Below are 24,486 nucleotides of genomic sequence, written 5' to 3' on the forward strand. Positions count from 1 at the left end.
TGAGTGATTTCGAAATGATCTTAAACTGTTATTAATAAATGTTTAGAAATTGAAACTCGAAACTAAAATTTATAATTACTGTACAGCTTGTTATAAACTGACAAATCATACTGTAAAAGGACTTCATACGGTTGAAGGCAATTGGGATTATCAAACTACCCATCATTATGCTGTTGTAGAATGTAATGGTTGTAATAATGTGTCCTTTCGGAAAGAAGTTATTGATCATGAGTCAATGGAATATGATCCAGATTCAGGTAGTTACTTCCCCCAAACCGATGTCAGTTATTTCCCTAAAGCTCTTGAAGGGCATCGTAATGAACTCGAGACACATTATATACCTGATAACATCATCGCTGTTTACCAGGATACAATTAAAGCTTTTACATCAGAAGCCTACCTGTTGACCGGTGTAGGTTTCAGGGCAATTATTGAGGCTATTTGTATTGATCAGAAAATCCGTATTAAAGACTTTGAAGATTTGAAACAGCAAATTGACAAGATGTATCAAAAGAAATTAATAACCTTAAAGGAAGCTTCAAGATTGCACACAATAAGGTTTTTAGGTAACGATTCCATTCACGCGATGGTTGTACCAAAGAAAGAAGATCTTCATGTGGTTTTGCATATCATTGAAAATTTGTTGAACAACCTCTATGTGATTGATCAACAGATTAAGGGTGGATTGGAGAAAATGATCCCGGATTTTGCTGGGTTCAGAACCTTACTAAATTTTAGACTAAATAAGTTTGTAGTCGGTGATTCAATCTCATTGGGCAAACTTTTGGAAAAATCCGCCAGACGGCTCGGGGATCAGGCAAGCGAATTCGAAAAAGAGCTGATTTCAAAGATAGAAACTGGTCAGTATACAAAACTTGGGCTTGGCGAAATAAAGCCAAATCCTGACAATACTAAACCGGATATTCAGTATTATGTGGTTTTAGATCTATCCTATGATAAAGATGCGAGTTTTTAGGGAGACGTTGCTCGTGGTCATATCCCGGAAATCATGCTTATTATAGCCTTAATTCGAAATCGTGTGGATAAAAACATTTCATTTGCTAATTTTTTTAGCTTATAATTGTCTAATTATGACAAGTCTAAAATAGAAAAATGGCGAATCAGTTTGGAACTAAAATTAAACAGTTGCGTGAAGCAAATCATCTTTTTCAAAGAGAAATAGCTAGTGCCTTAAATACAGATACGCCTATGCTCAGCAAGATCGAGCGCGGGGAAAGAAAGGCGAAAAAGGAGCAAGTCCCACTTTTTGAAAAGATTCTAAAAGTCAAGAAGCATGAATTGCTAACGTTATGGCTGGCAGACCAGGTTCTTGAGCTAGTAAGTAATGAGCCTGTTGCCTTGAAAGCTATTGACTTGGCGCAGCGGGAAATAAAGGGGTTGACACTTAACCGAAGCTAGCCGTATGTCATATATCGTTGCTAGAAATAAGGCTGAAGGTATTGGTCAGCTGAGAAGATTGATCGCTGCCTTTGAATCCGAACGTAGTTCATTTTTGTCGAGTAGTTACAATGAAACTCAATTGAGAAATGATTTTTTGTCACCTCTGTTGAAATCTTTTGGTTGGGACGTTGACAATACTAGTGGCAAAAACCAATTTTTAAGGGATGTCATTCAAGAAGAGTCCATCGCTGTTGCTGATGATAATGCTAAAAAAAATCCTGATTATACCTTGAGGGTATTGGGACAAAGAAAGCTTTTTGTTGAGGCGAAAAAGCCTGCCGTTGATATCCTAAATTCAGCATCATCAGCCTTCCAGATTAGGAGATACGGATGGAATGCTGACCTAAGTATTTCAGTCCTCTCTAACTTTGAAAAATTAATCATTTATGATTGTAGAAATAAACCGGGAATTGGGGAGAATGAACATGTTTCGAGAATCAAGGTTTTCGAATTTGCTCGATTCGCAGAGGATTATGATGAGATCTATGAGCTGATTTCTTTTGAAAGTGCTTTTGCTGGCAAGCTGGAAGATCTATTTTCCATTTATGACCGCATCGGGCAGAGCTTTGATTCATATTTTTTAGAACAGATTGAGAACTGGCGTAGAAAGCTGGCTCAATCTGCAATTGGCAGAAATATCAGACTTACCAGCGAAGATGTCAATTTCTTAATTCAGCGCTTGTTGAACAGAATTGTTTTTCTACGTATATGTGAAGATAGAACGATAGAAAAGTATGAGACACTTAGATTCATTACTGACTACGAACAGCTAAAAGCCCTGTTTTTACAGTCTGATCTGAAGTATAATTCTGGGTTATTCAACTTTATTGAGGACACTTTATCACTAAATATTGTTTTAGACTCAGAAGTTCTAATTGAAATTTTTAACGACCTTTATTATCCTTTAAGTCCATACGATTTTGCAGTCGTGGACCCTTCAATACTCAGCCAAATTTACGAGAAGTTTTTAGGTAGTCATGTAGTCATGGATGAAGATCGTCAGCTTTCGATTGTGATGGAGCCAGAAGTGGTTGCATCTAACGGGGTTGTCTCTACTCCTAAGTTGGTCGTCGAGCAAATCGTCAAAGAGACATTGCAACCTTTAATGGCTGGTAAGTCATCTTCGGAACTAATGGAATTGAAGGTTGCAGATATCTGTTGCGGATCGGGAACTTTTTTAATTTCTGCTTATGATTTTTTATTGCGGGAAGTAGTCGGAGCTTTGCAGCGGGAGGGCAGCCATGATCGGCACCTCATCTACGAAGGATCTGATCGGTCATATGGCTTGACTTTTAAAGCAAAGCGGCAGATCCTGGAAAAAAACATATTTGGTGTCGATATTAATCCTTATGCTGCAGAGGTTACTCAATTCAGTTTATTGTTGAAATTGCTGGAAGACGAAAGTGGACCTACGGTTCAGGATTTTATTGCCCGGTACGCGCAGCAGGTGCTGCCAAATTTATCGGCCAACGTTAAGTGTGGCAATTCGCTTGTAGATGATCAATTCTATGAGTTTATGCCCGGAGCTATCCATAATGATGCATTGTTGAACAGGGTGAAACCGTTCAGCTGGTCTTCCGAATTTCCTTTTCTTGCGACCAAAGGTGGCTTTGATGCCATTATTGGAAATCCTCCTTATGTAAGAATTCAGAACCTTAAAAAATATAGCCCGGAGGAGATTTTATTCTACCAGAATAAGTCTTATGGCTATAAAGTTGCCCAGAAGGATGCAGTTGATAAATATTTTATTTTTATAGAACGTGCCATTGCCTTATTGAATTCTAGCGGTTTTCTTGGATACATTGTTCCTCATAAATTCTTTATCAACCATGGGGGAACTACCTTACGAAGCTTCATTACAGATTCCTCGAACATTTCAAGAATTATCCACTTTGGCGTAACACAAGTTTTCCCGGACAGGTCAACCTATACCGCGATTCTGATTTTGCAGCAACAGCCAAAAGAGCAGTTCGAGTTTAAACGTATCAAAAGACTTAGCCATTATTTGCTCAATGCTCAGGATGGGTTTAGTTTATACAAGCAGGAGAATTTTAATGGCTCTCCCTGGATATTTTTATCCAAGGCAACCGAAACAATTTTTAATAAATTGGTGAGCGGTGGTGTGGAGCCACTAAAAAAATTCGCAAGCATCTGCGTAGGTGTTCAAACTAGCAAAGACCCCGTATATATTTTTAAGGTCTCCTCTGAGACTGGTTCGACTTTTAAGTTTGTTGCAGCCGGAGTTGAGTGGGAAGTTGAAAAAAGCATCTGTGTGCCATGTATACTAGACTTGTCTTTTTCACTTTACGATCACATTCAACCAAATGCGCAAATGATATTTCCTTATCACGTGGACGGTGGACGGGCAGTTTTGTACACAGAAGAAGAAATGTTAAGCGATTTTCCGCTTTGCTGGAATTACCTAAAGGCGAACAGGTCAGTATTAGAAAAGCGAAGCATTAACGGGAAAGATCCAAAGTGGTATGAATTCGGAAGATCTCAGAGCCTAAGCAGGTTCCAGAATACGCCAAAGCTTATCTGGCCAGTTTTATCTACTCAGCCTTCCTATATTTATGATGAACAAAATATCATGTTCACTGGTGGTGGAAACGGACCTTATTGTTCAATGATCAACAACTCAGAGTTGTCGATATTTTATTTCCTGGGCATCATGGCACATCCGGTAATTGAACGACTGGTTAAGGCCGGAGCCAGTGAGTTTCGCGGAGCTTACTATTCCCATGGTAAACAGTTTATTGAAAATCTACCGATTAAAACAGTCGATTTAGAGGATAAAAAACAGGAGGCAATCTATCAGCAAATTGTAGATGCAGTTAAGGAGCTTATACTGGCTAAAGGTAAGCTTGCAAGTTCTTACGGCTCGAATCGCCTGGTAATGGAGCGCAAAATAGATACACTAAATAAAAAATTAATGACCGCCGTAAATACTTTGTACGGCATAACAGAAGCAGAAGTTGACTTGGTATTGAACGATGAAATGTTTGTGAACCAGTTGATGGACGGAGAATAACTATGGAAATAATTAAAGACGGTCTAACAGCTCAAAAGTTAAGAGGTGGATATTATACACCTAAACAGATTGCGAAGTTTCTTTGCAAATGGGCTGTTGACGAAAATACAAATAAGGTACTTGAGCCTAGTTGCGGAGATGGCAATTTTGTAGAAGAGGCAATTTTAAGATTCAATGAGTTGGGTATTTCAGGGGATCAGCTGAGGGGTAGGATCAAAGGAATTGAACTAATTGAGGAAGAATCCATTAAAGCGAAGGCGCGCGCTAAAACGTTGGGATTAAACTCAAACACTATCGTGAATTCTGATTTTTTTGGTTATTTGAATGAAAGCGATCCTGAACAATATGACTCGGTAATTGGTAATCCACCTTTTATCCGTTACCAGAATTTTCCCGAAGAACACCGTACGCTAGCCATCGAAATGATGGAACGTCTTGGCTTGCAGCCGAATAAATTGACCAACATTTGGGTGCCATTTTTGGTGATTTCCTCCTCATTATTAACTCCAACAGGAAAGCTGGGAATGGTCATACCTGCGGAACTTTTCCAGGTGAAATATGCGGCTGAAACTCGTATTTATCTCTCAAATTTTTTTGAACGGATTACGATCGTTACCTTCAAGAAGCTTGTTTTTTCTGACATTCAACAAGAAGTTGTGCTATTGCTTTGTGAAAAGGAAGCTGCGAATGCTAAAGGCATCCGTGTGGTAGAGCTCAATGGTCTTGATGATCTGGAAACACTCGATCTCAAGGCAGTAAACAAACTTTCTATCAAGAAGCTGGAACATGATTCTGAAAAATGGACGAAATATTTTTTGGATAAAAACGAGATTGAGCTTCTGAGAAAAATCAGGAAGGACAGACGGGTAGTGTTGGCTAAGACCATCATGGACACGAATGTTGGTCTGGTAACTGGCAGGAATGAATTCTTTATGATCAATAAAGAGACTGCACAGAAATGGGATATCTTGCCTTATACCAAAAAAGTAGTTGGCAGATCCAATCATTTCAAGGGAATTGATTTCAGTGATCAGGATTTCGATAACAATGCAGCCGCTAATATAGAAGGATACCTGTTTATGCCGCCTGACGAAGATTTCGACATGTTGCCGGTCGCCTGCCAAAAATATATCAAATATGGGGAGGAGCAAAAGTTCCATACGGGGTATAAATGTAAGATCCGAAAGCGATGGTACATTACGCCATCAATTTATCGTCCGGATGCGTTTGCGCTACGTCAGGTAGGAGATTTTCCAAAATTGATTTTGAATAATACGGAAGCCTCTTCAACCGATACCATTCACAGGGTTCGGTTTAAAACGACAATAGATCCAAAGTTTGTCATTGCTTCATTTTTGAACTCGCTGACGTTTGCATTTTCAGAGGTTACAGGAAGGAGTTATGGGGGCGGGGTGTTGACGTTTGAGCCTACTGAAATTGGGGAGTTGCCATTGCCGCTATTGACTGAGTTATCCGATGAACTATTTGCTGAGCTTGACTCACTGGTTCGAAAAAAAGAGATTAGAAAAGCCTTGGATTTGGTGGATCAGGAGCTTCTGATCAAAAAATTAGCTTACTCACAAAGTGATGTAAATGCTTTACGGAAAATTTGGGAGAAACTGTCAAACAGACGACAGAACCGAAATTAACAAACGTTGTTACCTTCATCTAAATTAACGCCACATGATATTAAAAAGAGTTAAAGTCAAAAACTACCGTCTGCTTAAGGACTTTGAAATGGATCTTGAGCATAATCTTTCTCTTGTCATTGGCAAAAACAATTGCGGAAAGACCTCACTTCTTTCTATTCTGGAAAAGACAATTGGTGATAGGTCAACACGGAATGCATTCAGTTTTGATGATTTCAATATTGAATTTAAAGATGATCTGAAGAAGATGCTGGAGGCAAATGTCGGTGAAATTGATTTTCCGTTTATGGGACTGTCTTTAAAGCTGTTCATCAGTTATGATGAAAGTGACGACCTGAGTAATATCAGTAAAATCATGATGGATTTAGATCCTGACAACAAAACAGTTGTCTTGGCATTTGAGTACAGGATGACTTATGAGCAATACCTTCAATTGAAATCGGACTTCGCTGCATACAAAGCCAAACATTTGGCGCGGCTCAAGGGTAAGCAAGCGGCTAACGAACCTGCGCCAGTTCCGACAAAGTCCGGTTTAACTGACCTTTTTACGGAATTTGCAAACAGTTTTGGGGAGGGGACGAGTGATAGTGATTCAGCACAAGCTGCCGATGAAGATGTTAGCCCAAGTTCAGAAGCTAAAATACTGGACGTTTGTCATTACTTAAATAAGCATTTTAAAGGGTATTTTACCCTCTTTGAAAAGGCGCTGGAATACAACATCGACGATCCATTACATCCCTTTGAAAATGATAAAAATTTCATTGACCTGGGAAAGCAGAAAGAGAAAGTTAATATCAGTAAGATCATAAATTTCAAGTTCATACGGGCCAAAAGAGAGGTTTCTAATAAAGAGCCGGATAAGTCTCTGTCATCTCTATCTTCCCGTATTTACAAAAAGACCGAGGCGAACGAGCAGGAACTGGAGGCCATCGAAGATTTCAAAGATGCTTTGACCGATACGGACTTACAACTCGATGGTATTTATGCGAAGTTGTTTGAAACCGTGATTGGAAAAGTTGCCCAATTTGGCGGCATTACACGTGGTGATTCGATCATTGAGATCATATCTACCTTACAACACCGGGAACTTTTAGAAGGAAATACCACAGTCATGTACCGCCATAACGAAAAGGATCGTTTGCCAGAACACTATAATGGTCTTGGGTATATGAACCTGATCAGTATGATTTTTGAAATTGAGATTCTATTGCAGGAATTCAAAAAGGAAAAGTTTGAAGTTCCGGCCGATATCAATTTGTTATTTATTGAAGAGCCTGAAGCACACACCCATCCACAGATGCAATATGTGTTTATAAAAAACATTAAAGTGCTCTTGGCTAATGGTATACAAAGAGCGGATGGAGAAAACAGAAAGTTGCAGACCATTATCAGTACCCATTCATCTCACATTGTTTCAGAGAGTGAATTCGATGACATTAAGTATTTTAAGCGCGTTGGAAAAGTCGTCGTGGCAAAAAACCTGAAAGACCTGATGAAAGAATATGCAGTTGGGACTAAGCAATACGAGTTCCTGAAGCAATACCTGACCATCAGCAGGGCAGAGCTCTTCTTTGCAGACAAAGCAATTCTGATTGAAGGAGATACCGAAAGGATCCTACTGCCAACCATGATGAAAAAATTAGATGTTGAATACGAACGTCAATGTAAGCAGGATGGAGTAGCTCCAGATCAACTAGCCCTACTTTCCCAAAACATATCTATTGTTGAAGTTGGGGCTCATTCACAAATATTTGAGAAGTTTATCGACTTCCTAGGCATCAAATCGTTAATAATTACCGACCTGGATTCGGTTGACACCGATGGTGCCGCTTGTGAAGTTGCCGCCGGAATCGACTATTCGAACGAAGCGCTGAATTTTTTTCTAGGCGGACAAACATTTGTGGCGCTTAGAACATTGGATCATGCCAATAAGATATTGAAAAAGGCTTCCACCTGGGCGGTGGCTGCCGACGGCGACCTGTGTCTTGCCTATCAAACAGAGGAGAACAGTTATCACGCAAGGAGTTTTGAAGATGCATTTATTCACCTGAACAGAAAGTTTGTGGCTGATCATAAGTCGCTGTTTAAAGCGATTCAAAACGCCGCACTTCTAGACAACGCTGCCAACAATGCTTATGTTCTGGCAGATCGCTGTATCAAGAAAAAAACGCATTTTGCTTTAGACATTCTTTACTATAGTGACGCTGGTTTCACTAACTGGGATATTCCTGCTTACATTAAAGAGGGCTTGTTATGGTTGAAGAAATAACTTTGGAACCTGAAGTCGTTCAAATTTTTGAATGTATAGATCAGGGTAAAAATTTTTTATTGAGCGGTGGTGCAGGAAGTGGTAAAACATACTCCTTGGTGCAGGTGATACGTGAAGCGATAAACCGGAATCCAGCTGCCCATGTTGCCTGCATGACGTATACCAACGCGGCAGTTAGGGAAATTGAGGACCGTGTAAACCATCAAAATTTAACTGTTTCGACCATCCACGATTTTTTGTGGGACCAGATTAAGTCCTTCCAAAAAGAACTCAAAGCTGCCATGGTGGCTTTAATTAATGATCCTGCCGTTGAAGCAATTGCTTCTACTGAAGCACCGGTGCCTGCCGATTATTTCGATCAACATGAAAAGGGGATACAGTATAAAGAGTGGGTAAGCCTGAAGGATGGCTTTATTTCTCATGACGAACTGATCATTTTGGCAGGCTATATGTTTGCCCGGTATGTGAAATTGAGCGATATATTAAAGGATAAATTCAAGTTTGTATTTATTGATGAGTACCAGGACACCCACAAGATTGTGGTAGATATATTCCTGTTGCACCTTAGACAAAGCGGACGTAAGAATATCATTGGTTTCTTTGGCGATGCCATGCAAGCGATCTATGAAGATGGTATCGGCGATCTTGATGCCTACCGTACTGGCAGCGAGGAATTAGTGGCTGAGGTAAAGAAAGAACAAAACCGTAGAAATCCCTCGCTGGTGATTGAACTTGCAAACCGTTTGCGTACAGATGGCTTGAGGCAGGAGCCCTCTACAGACCCTAAAGCACCAAATATGATTGATGGGAGGGTAAAAGCGGGAACAATTGAATTTTTGTACTCTTATTCCAGGGATTTGGCCTTTACAAAAACCACACGTTTTTTTGCTGGTTGGGATTTTGAAGACGCTAAAAGAACCAAAGAACTTAATCTGACACATAACTTGATTGCTCCAAAAGCTGGTTTCAAGGATCTAATTGAAATATATGACAAGGATCCCATTTTGAAATTTTGCGGTGAGTTAAAAAAGCATATTAAGGAGAACGGGCTCATAATTCCTGAAGATTTGACCTTTCATGAAGTTGCAGCTCAGCTAAACTTGCACGTTAGAAAGGACTCGAAGCTTGATTTGATTGTTAGCGACCCAATAAAAAAGTTGTTGTATGACGAATTGAAAGATTTACCATTTTCCGTTGTCCGTAAGATGTATCAATCTAAGGAAGCATTGATCGACGATAAAAAACAGGATGAGGATGATGAGAATAAAAAAGGGTCAAAGCGTGATGCGCTCGTGAGACATCTTTTTAAAATCCAGTTTCTGATTCATCTCTACTTAAATAAGGAATACAATGAATTCATCAGGCGTACCGAGATTAAAGTCACTTCTGTACAGGATAAGATCGACATCAAAAATGTGATTTTGGAACTGAATTGCATGTCTACTTGCAACATTGATGAGGTGATTAAATTTGCTGATGAAAAGGGAATTTGCCGAATCGATGATCGTTTAACACGTTTTGTAGAGGAAAAACAGTACCTGTATAACCGTGTAAAACAGATTCCATTTTCTCAGTTTCAAAAGCTTTTCTATTACCTGGAAGGTTACACTCCTTATTCCACCCAGCATAAGATTAAAGGAGCTGAGTTTGACAACGTGCTGGTGAATCTTGACAATGGGAAGTGGAACGAATACAATTTTAAGAGCCTATTTATTGGTGGTGGCTCAGATCGTGTACTAGCACAGACGCAAAAAATATTCTATGTGTGTTGCACCCGGGCCAAAGAAAATTTAATCGTTTATTTCGATAGCCCTGAGCCTGGGGTGGTCGCCAAAGCCAAAGCCTGGTTTGGCGAAGAGCATGTTCATGAAATTGTGTAATTTCATCCAACCAAATAAATAACTATTCTCAAATCTAAATATGGAAGCTACTCAAGCGCAATTACTTAGCCTGCTCGACGGGAAGAAGCAGTTTACGATCCCTATCTACCAAAGGACCTACTCCTGGCAGCTCAAACAGTGTCAACAACTTTTTGCGGACGTTCTAAGGATAGGGAATGATCCCGGGCAATTGTCGCATTTTATTGGTTCCGTCGTTTACTTTAAACCTGGAAATGCACCTATTACAAGCGTACCTGAGTTATTGGTGATAGATGGCCAGCAGCGGCTTACAACTATATCGTTACTTTTATTGGCTCTCACACACTATTTGCAGCACAACGGTCAGTCGAGTTTGGAAGACGAGAGCTGGGAGGAAGTTCAGGAGACCTATTTGGTAAATAAGCATCGCAAGGATGAATCTAGATACAAGTTGCTACTCACCAGGAAAGATAAAGAGACTTATATCAAATTGATAGAAGGAATTGACAGCCTAGACGCAAACCCATCCAAACATATACTGGAAAATTATACTTATTTCCAAGCCAAGATTGATCAGGGAAATTTTGAGGCGATTTACCTCGGGGTCAAAAAGCTGATCATCGTGGATGTGATTTTGGAAATGGATAAAGACAATCCTCAGCTGATTTTTGAGAGCTTAAATTCAACGGGTCTGGATCTGTCGCAAGCGGACCTGATCAGAAATTATATCTTGATGGGTCAGCCAGTTAGCCATCAGACTGAGCTTTATGAAAAATATTGGTTCCCTATGGAGGAGCGATTTGGGAACCATATCAGCTCCTTGCCCTGGTTTATCCGGGATTATTTAACCATGAAGGAATCGGCGATACCCAATATCAATTTGGTATATGATACTTACAAAATTTTTCTGGCGTCAAAATGGGGCTTTAGTTCGATCGAAGATGCCGTAAAAGATCTGTTTACTTTCGCAAAATACTACGTGCGGATGGCACTGTCGATGGAACCTGATCCGGATCTGCTCAGCCGATTTAAGGAAATTACCAAGCTAAAAATAGATACCTCATACCCGTTCCTGCTTGCTGTATATGCCGACTATGAGACAGGTTTGGTCGCAAAAGCAGCGTTTTTAGAAATTTTAGATGTGGTAATCCGCTATGTCTTTAGGAGAGCGATATGCGGCATTCCGACTAATAGCCTAAACAAGACTTTTGCAACCCTGTATCGGTCTGTTAAAAAGGAGGCGTACCTGGAATCGCTTAAAGCAACTTTTTTGTTGATGGACGGTTATAGGAAGTTTCCTACGGACGAGGAGTTTGCCGGGGAACTGATTGTCAAAGATATTTATGGATTCCGGAATAGAAATTATTTGCTAGAATCTCTTGAAAATTGGAAAAGAAAAGAATTGGTTAATGCTGAAAATTATACCATTGAACATATCTTACCACAAAATCCCAATGTTTCTAGTGAATGGAAATTGGAGCTGGGTGAACAATGGGAGCAGGTTAAAAACCGGTACTTACATACTTTGGGGAATTTGACGCTTACCGGCTATAATTCGGAATTATCTGACCGCCCCTTCGCAGATAAAAAGACCATTCCCGGTGGATTTAATACAAGCCCCTTGTTTCTGAATGCGTCTGTTCGAGAAGCTGAGGTATGGAACGAGCAATCCATTTTATCCCGGGTGTCAGTCTTAGCGCAGCGTGCTTGTGAGGTTTGGAAGTCCCCGATACTGTCGTCGGATGTACTTTTGGCTTACAGAGAACCTGAACCAAGCAAAAGTAAATTGTCCTATCAGATTGACCAATATGAATATCTACATAATGAAATGTTGGAGTTATATAAGAAGCTTGAAAAAAGGGTGCTGAATCTGGATGCCAGCGTTAGGATTGACTTTAAAAAGCTGTACATCGCCTTTAAAACCCAGACCAATTTTGTGGATGTCGTCCCGCAGAAAAAACAGCTTAGACTGTCACTAAACATGGAGTTTTCCAAAATTAACGATCCGAAAGGACTCTGTAAAGATGTGTCTGATTTAGGTAGATGGGGAAATGGAGAGGTAGAAATTGGTTTAGAGAATGAAACTGGCCTTGATTATGTAATGGAAATGATCCGTCAGGCGTTCGAGTACCAGCAGGAGTAAGACGTGATATTTTATAATTACATTACACGGATAGGAAACAGCTTTGGGATTGCAAGCCGAATTGGTCAAATTACTTCTATTTCCGCAAAATCTCGCAATATTATTGTCTCACCTTGTATCCTCCATCCACGATCGAAACACAGATACCAAAATCCTTCTTGGGTCTCACTTGTGCCCGTGAAGAAGTTTTTATTGAATTGTGCCGGTAAAATGTCTAACGAATAACTGATCTGGTGTCCAGCATAAATACCTTTTGGGGTGAGTCTTTTTAAAATCTCATAGTTCCGCCTGATGATGGAGAATATCTCTTTTTCTTTAGGATGCGGCGGAGTTTTCGCCTGTTTCTCCTTTTGCTTGTTAAATCTATTTCTACAGGTGTCATTACAGTATACCTGATCCGACCTGCCATACATTTGTTTTTCACATTGCCTGCAATACCTGATTTCTGAAGGTTCGCTCATAATGATTAGTTTAAGGCTTCTGGTTATTAACATATTATCCCGGATAAAAGTTTGAGGATCGGGTAAGGCTATACCCGGATCGGTTAACCAGAAATTTAGATCAGGTAAGTTGAAATAATACCGAATGCTGGGTTCCGGTTGCTGGAACTTTGGGTTGCACTAAACTTTTATCGTTATGAAAAACCACAACATTTTAGCTTCAGAAAGCTTTTCCTGCGGTAGCAGACATTATTTCCTGGATTTCAAACTGGCTAGGAACAACAGCAACTATATCTCCATTACTAGGAGTGATGCGCAGCCTGATGGTAGTTATACCCGTCAAAGCGTTGCATTTTTTGAGGAACATTTTCACGTGCTGATCGCGTGCCTGTCTTCGTTGTTCAGGACGGTGGCTTATCAGGATGAGCAGAATATGACGGTTCAGGATTTATATAGTAGAAATATCGAAAGGCGCGCTAGTGGCATCAAGAGCTGGGAGCCTGAACTTCGTCCGCGTGAGAAAATGCTGGAGCGTGGCCGGGATAAAATGAGCAATGCGGAGTTGCTGGCGATGTTGATTGGTTCGGGTACGCCGCGCGAGACCGCAGTTGATTTGGCGGGACGGATTCTGGAAAGCGTGGGCGGGAATTTATTGAAGCTGTCAGATCTGGAGCTGTCGGATTATTGCCGGTTTGTGGGGATGGGTGTGGCAAAGACCTGTTCAATTTTAGCTGCCATGGAGCTGGCTAAGCGAATGTATCCGATGTTGAATGTGGTGCCTGTTAAGAAAGTCCAGGTTTCTAGTGGTGCGGGCATCCGTCCGGCAATTGATTAATTCTGTTTTTCTTTTTTTGGAAAGGTGCTATGGTGCTGCTATGTCCCGGTAGCCCCGCTTTTCAATCGGAGTTTATCGGAGTTGGGCTTATGGTTCATCGGTTGCTTTCTTGAATGCATAAAGGGAGTGGCTTGGATAAGGACGGGTGATGAAGAGACGCTTTTTAAGAAAAAGGGCAAAAAAGGAAAGCGAAACTATTGGCTGCCTTCATACCTGCGCGCAAGAATGGCTGCGCCACCCTTCGGGACTTGCTTGCGCTCCGGTCTGGTCAGCCATGTTTCTGGTGCTTTCTTTTTTGTCCTTTTTTCTTTGGAAAAAAGCTCTGTGGAGGATCGGACAGGAGGAAGAGGCAACAGATTTTTCAACCCTTAAAACCGGTTTGGTGCAGCCGTTCAAGTGCATTATTTATTATGAAACATGACTTTCATCAGCGTAAGCAAAACCGCATTGAGTATGCGGAAAATCACGTGGCGAAAAACGAGGCTGAATCTGATCAGCTTTATTTGAGAACAAAAGCAATGTCCAGCGTGATCCCGATGGGGCAGCCGATTTTGGTCGGGCATCATTCGGAGAGTCGGGATCGAAATTACAGGGAGAAGATTGATAACACGATGGGCCGCTCTGTGGCTGCGGGTAAAAAAGCCGAATATTATGCGGAGCGGGCGCAAAGCATAAAAGAGAATGATGCGATTTTTTCGGATGATCCGGAGGCGCTTTTGGAATTAGAGCAGAAGCTGGCGGTGTTGAAGGGGACGCAGGTATTTATGAAGGCGGCCAACAGGATGGTGAAGAGAAACGACTTGGAGGGTTTCCTGAAATTGAAGTTCGCTAAAGCGGAAATGTGGGGGGAGTTGACAACGCCGGAATGGTGGGGTGTTGGCTTTCCGCCTTTTCGGTTGACCAATAACAATGCCAGTATCAAACGGATAGAGAAACGGATCGCAGGCTTAAAATCCATAGCGGATACCATTGCGGTGCATGTGGTAATCAATGGGGTGCGGATTTTTGAGAACAGGGAGGCCAATCGCTTGCAGTTGTTTTTTGACGGTAAGCCTGCGGCCGAAGTCATCAAGCGATTGAAGCAGCACGGTTTCCGCTGGTGCCGCTCAGAAGTGGCCTGGCAAAGGCACATTTCTAACAATGCCATTTACTGGGGCAGGCAGATTGCCCAAGGTTTAGCTGTACAATCTTCCAATTAATCTTCCAGTCATGTGTACATATAACGAGAGAACAGAGAAAAAAGCGCTTTTTGAACTCGCAAAAGTGCTAAAGCATTTCATCAATCTGGATGATTCGAAAATGCACCCCGGAGACCGCCATACCGCGGAAGTTGCGGAAAAGCTGGTACGGGGAATCATTGAGGATAATGGTTACACGGCCAGCTACCTTAAACGTCGTGGAACCCGCCTTTTCCGCTTCCACAGATAATTGTCTCATTTTTCGGGGGAGCAATCCCCCTTTAGAAAGAAGCACTCAAATATTTACTTAACTGATACTAAAATGAAACCGTCGTTAGACAGCTTCATTACCATTAAAAATAATATAAAATAAATGAAAAAGCTACCACATGCACCGATAGGACTATGCGCTTTAGATGCGCAAGGCGTTCCGCTATACACCGATCAGGGTGAAAATGAAATCACAATATTTAATCTGGCCTGCGCTTTTTGCTGCCTGCATGGCTATAACGGATGGCGAGAGCACACCCATGGCTTGTATCTGTTGCGGGGCGGCTCTGACGATGAAGAAGATATTCTGTTTGCCTTGTTGGAAATTCAGGTATTTCCCAAAGAATTAAAGGGATTAACCCGCTTTTTACAGGCTTACAATGGATCGGGGAAAGCAATTTATCAGCTTGGAAAGCAAGGCGCAGAAGATTACCGGGAGTTTGTACTTAGGAATTTAGACAAGGACTGCACGAAGATAGTCAGCAAGTCGAAGGTCGGGTACATAAGCGGCCGAGGGCAAAACCATGTTTGGATTGCCGAGCGTTTGAGCGGCAGACGAGTTTTGATCATGCACTTTTAAACCCGATGGTTATGAATCCTTACATCCGTGATCTGGAAGGTCAGCTGATCGAGGTGACCGACCTGAAAGAAGCTATCACCCAAACGTCCGGTTACATCGGCATTTTATATCAGCAGCAGGAGCCCGCTATGCAGGCTTTTGTTAAAAAGCGTCAGCGATACTGGAAGGACATTTTTCAAAAGCTGGGCAGGCTCAAAAACAAATTGGAATCCAGTAAATCAACCCAAGTATTAAACGGCGGATCACCGTCAACCAAATAATTACCATGAAATCAATCAAGCAGTTAGATAATACCGCAAAAGCTAAACTTTTACACGAATTATTTCCTGAGGAAGTAAAACCATTTATCGAACATCTAAAACAGGTCTGCTCTGATTTTGAAGAGCACCAGCAGCAATACCGGGAAAGCTGGGACTTTGGTTTTTTCAGTTTTGATGAATGGCTGAGCCTGTCGAGGCAGACTATGAAGCGGATCGAAACTTTCGAATTTAATATGCTTCGAAGCAGCAAGGTGTTTTCCGACCAGCTCTGTTTCAACTTGCAGGCGCTTTTTGTCAATGACCGCATCATCAAGTATGCGGATAAGATCAGCGTCAATGAAAAGTTTAAGCTGATGGTTCAGGTTCTTTATCATTAGGCCCGAAAAGGTCCAAATCGCCGCCCGCCAGATGGTGGGCGGCGATTTGACTTTACAAAAGATTGGACTGGAAGACCAGCAATTTGAGGAGTTATTCTATTAATCCGGCACTAAGTTCGGCCGGTACCTTCGGGGCGCAAAAATTGTTCGGCATAAACGCTCACATGGCCTTTCCCCGCTTTTCCATTTATTCCGCATGCATTTTTTGCTTGCTCAGTCCGTCCGGGAGACGCGCACAATTAATCCAATTTTCAATTTAAAATTTAAGACGATGAAAGCGCAAATCCAAAATTCTCTGTTCATGGTATCGGAGATCAAAGTAACCTATCAGCCAAAATTCAAAGCCTGTGAAAGGCCAAAGATCAACCAGTCGAAAGATGCTTACAATATTCTGTTTAACAACTGGGATCAGGGAAGAATAGAGATGAACGAGCAGTTTTTTATCCTGCTGCTAAACCGTGCTAATAATGTAATAGGCATGACCGAGATATCCAGTGGAGGTTTTTCTGGAACGCTGGTTGATCCGAAGCTTGTATTTGGGATTGCTTTAAAGAGCTGCGCTAGCGGGATTATCCTTTGCCATAACCACCCCAGTTCAAACTTAAAACCCAGCCAGGCTGATCTTAGCCTGACCAGAAGACTAGTCGAGGCAGGAAAACTATTGGACTTACTGATCCTGGATCATATCATCTTAACCAAACGTGGTTATTTCTCTTTTGGGGATGAAGGGCTTTTATAGCCCTTTATAAATTCTGTCAACAGCATTGGCTTGATCGTCTATTTCAGGTATCTTTAATGTTAAGATTTCTGTTGGAATCGGTTCATCAGATTGTTTTTGTAGTATTAGCCTATGTCTCAGAAGAAGAGCTCCTTGGAGGAACTAGAATTGAAGTTTTTGGAATGTTGCTTTACATTATCAGAAGAGGACATTTTGGAGTTTGATAAAGAAGACAATGGCCCCATTACCAATGTTATTGCAGGTATAGATACTAATTGTTATGGTGTAAAGCTTTATGATGACCGCATTGGCCTAATGGCTGACATGTTCTACATCAATGGTGAGAACGGACTTAGAGGGGATATTATAAGCTTGAACTTGCGTGACCCAGACTATTTTGGGCTATTGATGCATTTCTGTACAGTTCTTTGCAGGTTATATCCAGGGCTAAATGAACTTGATATCTTTAATACCTTCCAGAAAAAGCTCAGGGGCTTCCTTGAAAAAAGTGGGTTTTTCACTGCAACAAATTTGGAGCTTAAACAGTTTGAAGGTCAGAATGCAGTTATGGTCGGTTTAGCACGGCGCGGCATTTTTAAGATCGATTTTATTGATAAAAAAGAGTTTTACAGAAACTATTTCAATGATAATTTTGCAGATAAGCATGTTCCAGGGCAAGACTACGTTTACCTGATGGTGAATTGCGATACTTCGCTTATTAAAATCGGAACCAGCAAAAATCCTGCTTATCGGGAACGGACACTTCACTCCCAAGAACCCGCCATCCACTTAATAGCCAAATGGTGTTGCTCAAAGGAAATCGAGAGGAAATTACATGCAATGTATAGGCAAAAATCTGCCCGAGGCGAGTGGTTCAGACTTAGTCTTGGTGACTTGGCAGAGATCGAAGTTTTCATGAAAAAGGAACTCGATAAATGGGCTTAGGCTATTAATCTGCTGGATTAGGTCTTGAATTATTTGGACTACGCTCATATTGAACTGCGTCTGCTCCCAGGCTTAAAGCCCTAGTCGGGCTTAGGTTGATTCTTCTTAAAAGGTTATCTCTTTTTTTAAAGACTGTTTTAGTACCTATCACTTGTCCTTGTTTTGTCAGCAAATAGGTAAATTCCCATTTGTCTTTTACATTAAATAGGAAACAGATTTCTGAGATCTCAATTTTGGACTGAAGGTCAATTACTTTTTTGTGCATCTTAAAAAGCTGTTTGTCAGAAATTGCCTTAGCGATGCGTTTCGGATCATCTGATTTAACCTGAAGTTCAATGTAGGGGCTTCCGGGTATTTCGAAAATGGTTAGTAAGACCTTGTTCTTAGGAATCATGTTTTTCCTTGCAAGTCTAACTGAATCGGCAATGCTGGCTATTAGTTTTTTGGATCCCGTTTTAGCAAGCTGATAGGCGTCTTCCGCTATATCTTCAGCAATCTTTTCTCCCATTTTTGTCAGAAATGGCTTCAAAATCGGGTAGAGGATTGTATAATAGCCCGCCAAAGTAATTACCATCTGCGGATCTGGCAGATAGCTTTTGCGCATACTGCCTTCAAGTTTTAATTCCTGGTCAAATATTTTTATTAGGTGTTCACCGGTGTGTTCAAATGATTCAAATGATCCAAAATTATTCTTGTCCATCGCGATTCTGATATGGACCGAAGATCCATGATCTCGGCGAATGAATGACAGTGGTATTCCCGCATCTTCCATTAGCAGGCTTTGATCCCAAGATACTTGTTCTCTATTTATAAATACAACGGGCTCTGCAAGGGCATGGTAGATATTCTCAATCTGACGTATTTCTGCATTGCTAATATAACCCACGGGTGGTAAATCACGGCGATGGTTAGCCAGATAACGCAATTTGCGCTCTCCGTTAACCGTGTTCACGTATTCCTGCATCTGCTCCAAAGCTACGTAGTCTCCATTTTTGTCCACCGTGGCTGATCTGATCGTTAATTTTTCGCCCATCAATATTTGAATTGAATGTTAAATTTAAGAATTAAAAGCTTTGGTCGAGCTTTTTGTGGACATATGAAACTATTGTCATAATATCTAGTGCTTCGTCCTCATTGATTACAAACTTAATTTTTGGCGTATGGGCAGTTGGGTTTCTGATTAAACCCAGTAGTCCTTTGATCATACTAGAAAGTCCGAAATGTTCACTTTTCTGAGTATCTGTCAGTAGAGGGTTAATTCTCAAAAGTGGGTTTGCTGTAGAAAACACAACATCTACAAGCACATTGCCATCCGCGTGCACTCCTGTAGTGTCCCGAAGTCTTTGAGCAACGCTTTTCACACCCTCGAACACAGAATGAAAATAGTTTTCTTGAACAAGTTCTGCATTGCAGTATTTAAAAACTTCCGGGTGGATATTTCTGAGCTCCAATTTTGACTTGTAATGGCTGGCCCGTTCCTGAGCTTCTGTTAGCGTCCGGGCGGCGGTGACTTTTTTATATTTGGCTTCCTTTGTCAGCTCAAGACCAATAAACGATAATCGTTTATTTACTTCATTTAACCGATATTGAAACAATTCATGGTTCTTCATATACCGAGCAGGATGCATTGCATGGCTGAGGAATTTCAAAATTCCGTTAGAGCATTGACTTGTATTCTGGTAAAGCACGAATGCATTGTACAGCCTGGTTCTTTTGTTTAACATGGGAGAATGATCCGTAAGCTTACAATCTGCAAGAATCTTGGTGATTTCGCTTCCTGTTAGTCCTTCATTGGTATCGGCGATCATTGCGCAGATGCTTTCAAGAAATATTTCAGTGATTATTGGTTGCTTTTCAGTGTTTCCCATATTAAGTCAGCGGTAGTTTTTCGATGATAATATAATTGCTAAAGTCGATTCCTTCACGCCTAAAGTACTTTATTTTTTCGCTTTTAATTACTTGTCCATCTTTGTTCCAACTGATTTGCCAATCGCGTTTTGCGGGAAAGATGATCGGCAATTTTAGTTCTCTGCTACCATTTTGGAATTTTGGGTGCCATTTCCAACGAGCCTGATCTCCGGCTAAATAGGGCTCCGTATCCCATAGGGAAATGGTTTCATTTAGCTTTAAGGCCTTTGTAGGTTTTAGAGATGGTATCAATATTCTATAAAGATGGCGGCCTTCTTCAGAGTTCTCACTTTCAAAGCCCTTAGTGTCAGTAAATCGAACAAATCCCAGTTTTTTCCATACTGCCTCGGAACGGGCGGGCTGGCAATGTAAATCCAAAACGACGAATCCCTTCTTTAATAGTTTTCCAAAAAGATGTTCCGCTAAATATCTTCCGTAACCCTTTTTTCTCTCTTCCGGTTTGATCTCCGCAATTTGTATGGTGGCCACCTTATCCCTTTCGAACCAAGTGATAAAGCCGATGGCTTTTTCTTCCACAATGAGCAGTGCTGCTTTTTTATCTTCGAAAGATTGGAGAATTATTGACCAATTGCAATAGAACCCTTCATGCGAGGCTTGTTCTTCAGCGACTAGCCAGCTTTCGATCTCGTCTATGTCATCTTGGGACGGCTTATATTTTATTTTAAGGCCTTTCATTTCTAAAGATAAATCTTTTGGAGATGATGGGCGCTGTAGCCCGCTAAAAGTTTGCTTATATTTACGTTTCAACTAACACCAATGAGCATAACAACCTATCATTCTCAAATCTCAAAACTGGAAAAAGAGTTGCTTGACTTGGATAAAAAGATTATCGTTGAGCATAAGAAGATGATGGACAAGCAAGCCAAGATCAATTCTGTTAATCGATCGATTACGAAGAATACGTCAGTCTCAATGATTAAAAGTAAGCAAGACCAGATGTTGAGGTATAAGAAGGAAACCTTAACCATACAGCAGAAACTTAACGACTACGAAAAGCTGAAACGTACCAAAAAAGAATCCCTGAATAAGAAAATTGATGCACTGAGAAAGGAAGAGACTGCTTTGCAAAAACGTCAGCAATCACTTGACAGGATTCAGAATGGTTCACTGAATTTTGGCAGAACCCTTCAGCTAACACCTAGCTTGAAAGAACCGGAAGAACCTCAAATAAATTTTATGGAAGAAACAAACAACGATACGGCAAATAGTTCGGAAACAAATAGGGTTTTTATTTCCTACAGTTGGGACTCTAAGGACCATGAGGACAAGGTTTTTGACTTCAGCAATTATTTAAGGGATAATGGTTTCGAAGCCGATATAGATAAAAAGCTCGATCAGCAACAAACTGCGATAAACTTTGTCAAAATGATGCATATTGCTATGAATAATTATCCAAAGGTCATTGTTGTGCTATCTGAAGGATACAAGGAAAGGGCGGATGGATTTAAAGGAGGGGTGGGAACAGAGTATGAGCTAATGATCAATGACATTAACGATAATCCTAATAAATATATCCTGGCAAGTTTCAGCGGAAGAGCAAACGAAATCATCCCAGCAGGATTTAAAGGAAGAGATATAGTCGACCTTTCAGACCCAGAGGAAATGACCCGTTTGTTTGAGAAGTTGATGGGGCATGAAAGATATGTTTTCGCGGAGGTTGCAAAGACCAAACCGGTACTCCCAGTCCGACTTGCACGTGCCTTTCTGGTGGCCCAGGACGTAGAAGCACCTGACCCAATTTCCATCGATCCAATGATTAAGGCAACAGGTGACGCAAGCCTATTCGCCAAGCAGTATAAGCACATAGATTTCATGCTAAAATTTGTTTTTACGAATACAACCGGCAGCAACATCAGTGGATTCAGTTATAATATAAAGATTCCAAGGGAACTGGATCTTGATCATTACCATGAGGCCGATCCAGACGGTTTCGTAAGTTACGAGCGGTCATTTGAGGGAAAGCTATTTCAGAAGCAGAAAATGTCAACAGAAGGATTTTTAATCAAGGTTGCCCATCAAAATATTCGCAGGATTATTGAATCTGTTATTAAAGTAGATGTTTATACGGAGCATGGCCCTATTGAAAAGGAATTTCTAGCCAAGGAACTTATTTGGATTAAACCCGGGGGTGAGCAACATTTGGAAGCAGTTCCACTTTCTCCTGATTTGTTTATTTCTTAAAAAGGCGGAAAATAGATCTAGGTCATACAATGCTTTTACAACATTTCCCCATTCGTTCCCATCTCTGGGACCTGTGATTGTACGTCGAACGATATTTATGGGCAAAACCTGTAATGTATGTCACCGAACATTTTAGACTCAAAAAACTACGCTTTGAACGTGAGCTGGAGAATGATCTCCCTGATTAGCCGTATTGAGCGATTCGATGAACTATGGCCAGTTGTCAGCAAAAAAGAACAAGCCCTATTATGCAAATGGAGTGTTCCTGAAAAATGGAATGTTTACGATCTGTTCGCAGAGCTTGAAACTTGTTCAGATTCTTTTACTGAGTATAATGCATTGGTATTCTGGTACGAAGCGGAAACCGATATCCTTCCACTGATAAAATGCCTACTATTTGCCTGGTATTTACAATTTATAGCAAATATCCGGGATGTCAGAGGATGTGTAAATTATAACATGATGGTCCAAATGCTATTTAATGGGGGATATGGCTGGGCTATTTATTTACCATTTGATGGTTCGTCGAGAATCTGTTGCATGCAAGACATGGAAGTCAATGATTGGGTTTTATCGGTTTTGTCATTTTTAGATGATTGTCAGCAGGAGATTATGCATAAAATAGATTTAGGAATATTGGCTTGGAAACAGATCGCTACTGAAGAATTATTGCTTCATATTATTGAGAACAACAATGGGATTAAGACTACAGCGATTGGGAGAAAACTGGGAACTTCGATCGCAACTGTAAAAAGGATGCTTAACAGATTAATTGAAAAAAGTATGATTGAAAGATACGGTGTTGGAAGAGGAACGCGATATAGACTTATTTAGCAATAGCGGCTCATTCGGCTCACCGCAAAATATATAGGCCGGTAATTTATATAACCGGCCTATATCAAAAAATACTATAATCCTGTTAATCCAGGCGGTAGAGGGTTAAAAAGGTCCTCTTCAAGACCTGCGGCCATGATCAAATCCCGTTCAAAATATTCGGAGTTCTGTATCTCGGGGACCACTTCACGGGAATAGAGTTTTTTAAACTTTATTCCCGTTGTTATTTTATTGCATAAGCTACTGTTTATCAATCTGATATGATTGTCAAAAAGCAGTTACTATCAGGTTCGATTCTCGTCACCTTTTTCTATTTTATTTTCTATTCTTCTGACGCCTATTGAATCAATGATTTTATACTATTTATTTGAATCGCAGAATATGAACTTTGTTTAAAAAACAACATGAAATTGATACACAAAGTTTTGTTGGTCGTTGCAACACAGGCGCTGACATCAGCACCCAACAAGGCACCAAAAAATGCGACAATGAATATAAAATCAAAAATTGAGAAAAAAGTGGATACTACGCAAACCACCCTTCACCTAGCAAAGAAGTATGAAGTCATTCGGGGACTTAAAATGGCTTTCTATGACAAGGGTGAAGGCGACCCTATTGTCTTTCTTCATGGAAATCCCACATCAAGTTATATTTGGCGAAACATTATACCCTATCTTCAGAAATCGGGCCGCTGCATTGCTCCAGACTTGATGGGTATGGGCGACTCTGATAAATTTATAGATACAGCAGACTATACCTTCATGAATAATGAAAAATACCTGGAGGTACTTTTTGCCCGTCTCGGCATCAAAAAGAACATTACTTTTGTCGTGCATGACTGGGGGGCTCCGTTGGCCTTCTATTGGGCAAGGAATCATCCTAATGCCGTAAAGGGAATTGTATATATGGAAGCCCTGACAAGCTCGCGTTCATGGGAGGACGTGCCTGGAGTAGCTCGGGAAATTTTTCAAAAACTCAGGACAGATGAGGGCGAAAAAATGGTGCTCATTAACAACTCCTTTATCGAGTTTAATTTGCCAAGAACCGTATTACGTACCCTGTCGCAGGAGGAGATGAGGGAATATCGCCGCCCGTTTACCCAGCCAGGTGAAGACAGGCGGGCAATGCTCAGCTGGGCACGTCAGCTGCCGATAGGCGGGGCACCAGATGAAATTATCAATATCATAAATGAAAATAGTAATTGGCTCGCTAAAAGCAGTATACCTAAATTATTTATTGAAGCAACTCCTTGTACTTTGGCGAACGTTGAAAAAGAAGCTTGTATGCTTTGGCCGAACCAAACCCACCTGATCGTCAAGGGACATCACAATTTACAAGAAGATTCTGCGGAAGAAATTGGCGCGGCTATTTCGAAGTGGTTGCGCCTTCTCAGATAAATTAGTAAATTTAAGTATGCAAATATTTGAGCCTGCACCATGCTTACTTCCATACATTAAAACTTTTATGGTTGTAGAAAGCAAAAAACAGCATAGTAAACCGATTGTTGCCTGATACAACTGTGGTTGC

Annotated in this window: 23 protein-coding genes; 19 read left to right on the forward strand and 4 right to left on the reverse strand. The window is 40.9% G+C overall.

The features are described 5' to 3' along the window. The first annotated feature begins 49 nt into the window (after positions 1–49). The 7 genes from EZ437_RS04320 (at position 50) to EZ437_RS04350 (ending at position 12,412) form a co-directional block, all read left to right on the forward strand. Positions 50–976: a DUF4145 domain-containing protein gene (locus EZ437_RS04320; RefSeq protein ID WP_131593587.1), complete on the forward strand. Its 927-nt coding sequence runs from the start codon at positions 50–52 to the stop codon at positions 974–976. Positions 977–1,113: 137 nt separating this feature from the next. Next, positions 1,114–1,419 (forward strand): helix-turn-helix domain-containing protein, encoded by a 306-nt coding sequence (locus EZ437_RS04325; protein ID WP_131593589.1) that lies wholly within the window; start codon positions 1,114–1,116, stop codon positions 1,417–1,419. A gap of 4 nt (positions 1,420–1,423) precedes the next feature. Beyond that, positions 1,424–4,492 carry an Eco57I restriction-modification methylase domain-containing protein gene (locus tag EZ437_RS04330; RefSeq protein ID WP_131593591.1) on the forward strand — a complete coding sequence of 1,023 codons (3,069 nt, stop codon included), beginning with the start codon at positions 1,424–1,426 and terminating at the stop codon, positions 4,490–4,492. A 2-nt stretch (positions 4,493–4,494) separates the two neighbouring features. After that, positions 4,495–6,141, forward strand: a complete 1,647-nt coding sequence (locus tag EZ437_RS04335; protein WP_131593593.1) for an N-6 DNA methylase — start codon at positions 4,495–4,497, stop codon at positions 6,139–6,141. 34 nt (positions 6,142–6,175) lie between these two features. Then, on the forward strand, positions 6,176–8,410 hold the full coding sequence (locus EZ437_RS04340) for an ATP-dependent endonuclease (protein WP_131593595.1): 2,235 nt from the start codon (positions 6,176–6,178) through the stop codon (positions 8,408–8,410). Then, positions 8,395–10,290, forward strand: a complete 1,896-nt coding sequence (locus EZ437_RS04345) for a UvrD-helicase domain-containing protein (RefSeq protein ID WP_131593597.1) — start codon at positions 8,395–8,397, stop codon at positions 10,288–10,290. The genes EZ437_RS04340 and EZ437_RS04345 overlap by 16 nt, the downstream gene beginning before the upstream one ends. A 40-nt stretch (positions 10,291–10,330) precedes the next feature. Further along, a complete protein-coding gene (locus tag EZ437_RS04350; protein WP_131593599.1) occupies positions 10,331–12,412 on the forward strand; it encodes a DUF262 and DUF1524 domain-containing protein in 2,082 nt (693 codons plus the stop codon). A gap of 65 nt (positions 12,413–12,477) precedes the next feature. Here EZ437_RS04350 and EZ437_RS04355 read toward each other — a convergent pair whose 3' ends face one another. Further along, positions 12,478–12,873 (reverse strand): hypothetical protein, encoded by a 396-nt coding sequence (locus tag EZ437_RS04355; protein WP_131593601.1) that lies wholly within the window; start codon positions 12,871–12,873, stop codon positions 12,478–12,480. 175 nt (positions 12,874–13,048) lie between these two features. Between EZ437_RS04355 and EZ437_RS04360 the strand changes: the two genes are divergently transcribed. The 9 genes from EZ437_RS04360 to EZ437_RS04400 all read left to right on the forward strand — a co-directional run bounded on the left by EZ437_RS04360 (position 13,049) and on the right by EZ437_RS04400 (position 18,015). Next, complete coding sequence (locus tag EZ437_RS04360) at positions 13,049–13,687, forward strand: UPF0758 domain-containing protein (protein WP_131593603.1); 639 nt, start codon at positions 13,049–13,051, stop codon at positions 13,685–13,687. A gap of 126 nt (positions 13,688–13,813) precedes the next feature. Then, positions 13,814–14,059, forward strand: coding sequence for a hypothetical protein (locus EZ437_RS04365; protein WP_131593606.1), 246 nt, complete (start codon positions 13,814–13,816; stop codon positions 14,057–14,059). A gap of 38 nt (positions 14,060–14,097) precedes the next feature. Further along, complete coding sequence (locus EZ437_RS04370) at positions 14,098–14,886, forward strand: DUF3560 domain-containing protein (protein WP_131593608.1); 789 nt, start codon at positions 14,098–14,100, stop codon at positions 14,884–14,886. 10 nt (positions 14,887–14,896) lie between these two features. After that, complete coding sequence (locus EZ437_RS04375) at positions 14,897–15,115, forward strand: hypothetical protein (protein WP_131593610.1); 219 nt, start codon at positions 14,897–14,899, stop codon at positions 15,113–15,115. A 123-nt stretch (positions 15,116–15,238) separates the two neighbouring features. Continuing rightward, complete coding sequence (locus EZ437_RS04380; RefSeq protein ID WP_131593612.1) at positions 15,239–15,715, forward strand: hypothetical protein; 477 nt, start codon at positions 15,239–15,241, stop codon at positions 15,713–15,715. A gap of 11 nt (positions 15,716–15,726) precedes the next feature. After that, positions 15,727–15,975, forward strand: coding sequence for a hypothetical protein (locus EZ437_RS04385; protein ID WP_131593613.1), 249 nt, complete (start codon positions 15,727–15,729; stop codon positions 15,973–15,975). 5 nt (positions 15,976–15,980) lie between these two features. Further along, a complete protein-coding gene (locus EZ437_RS04390; protein ID WP_131593615.1) occupies positions 15,981–16,352 on the forward strand; it encodes a hypothetical protein in 372 nt (123 codons plus the stop codon). A 271-nt stretch (positions 16,353–16,623) separates the two neighbouring features. Next, a complete protein-coding gene (locus tag EZ437_RS04395; RefSeq protein WP_131593617.1) occupies positions 16,624–17,091 on the forward strand; it encodes a JAB domain-containing protein in 468 nt (155 codons plus the stop codon). Positions 17,092–17,202: 111 nt separating this feature from the next. Beyond that, positions 17,203–18,015: a GIY-YIG nuclease family protein gene (locus EZ437_RS04400; RefSeq protein ID WP_131593619.1), complete on the forward strand. Its 813-nt coding sequence runs from the start codon at positions 17,203–17,205 to the stop codon at positions 18,013–18,015. A gap of 4 nt (positions 18,016–18,019) precedes the next feature. Here EZ437_RS04400 and EZ437_RS04405 read toward each other — a convergent pair whose 3' ends face one another. From EZ437_RS04405 to EZ437_RS04415, 3 genes are read right to left on the reverse strand one after another with little or no spacing between them, the layout of a single operon-like run. Continuing rightward, positions 18,020–19,048 carry a hypothetical protein gene (locus tag EZ437_RS04405; RefSeq protein WP_131593621.1) on the reverse strand — a complete coding sequence of 343 codons (1,029 nt, stop codon included), beginning with the start codon at positions 19,046–19,048 and terminating at the stop codon, positions 18,020–18,022. 31 nt (positions 19,049–19,079) lie between these two features. Further along, positions 19,080–19,883, reverse strand: a complete 804-nt coding sequence (locus EZ437_RS04410) for a TIGR02391 family protein (RefSeq protein ID WP_131593623.1) — start codon at positions 19,881–19,883, stop codon at positions 19,080–19,082. Between the two features lies 1 nt (position 19,884). After that, positions 19,885–20,691: a GNAT family N-acetyltransferase gene (locus EZ437_RS04415; RefSeq protein WP_131593625.1), complete on the reverse strand. Its 807-nt coding sequence runs from the start codon at positions 20,689–20,691 to the stop codon at positions 19,885–19,887. A 9-nt stretch (positions 20,692–20,700) separates the two neighbouring features. Here EZ437_RS04415 and EZ437_RS04420 point away from each other — a divergent pair, with 9 nt between their 5' ends. The 3 genes from EZ437_RS04420 (at position 20,701) to EZ437_RS04430 (ending at position 24,356) form a co-directional block, all read left to right on the forward strand. Further along, positions 20,701–22,125: an SEFIR domain-containing protein gene (locus EZ437_RS04420; RefSeq protein WP_131593627.1), complete on the forward strand. Its 1,425-nt coding sequence runs from the start codon at positions 20,701–20,703 to the stop codon at positions 22,123–22,125. 117 nt (positions 22,126–22,242) lie between these two features. Next, positions 22,243–22,959, forward strand: coding sequence for a MarR family transcriptional regulator (locus EZ437_RS04425; RefSeq protein ID WP_131593629.1), 717 nt, complete (start codon positions 22,243–22,245; stop codon positions 22,957–22,959). 404 nt (positions 22,960–23,363) lie between these two features. Beyond that, entirely contained in the window at positions 23,364–24,356 is a 993-nt protein-coding gene (locus tag EZ437_RS04430; protein WP_205942638.1) for a haloalkane dehalogenase, read from the forward strand. The last annotated feature ends 130 nt before the right edge of the window (positions 24,357–24,486 follow it).

This window comes from Pedobacter psychroterrae (genome assembly GCF_004331695.1).
GTDB lineage: Bacteria > Bacteroidota > Bacteroidia > Sphingobacteriales > Sphingobacteriaceae > Pedobacter > Pedobacter psychroterrae.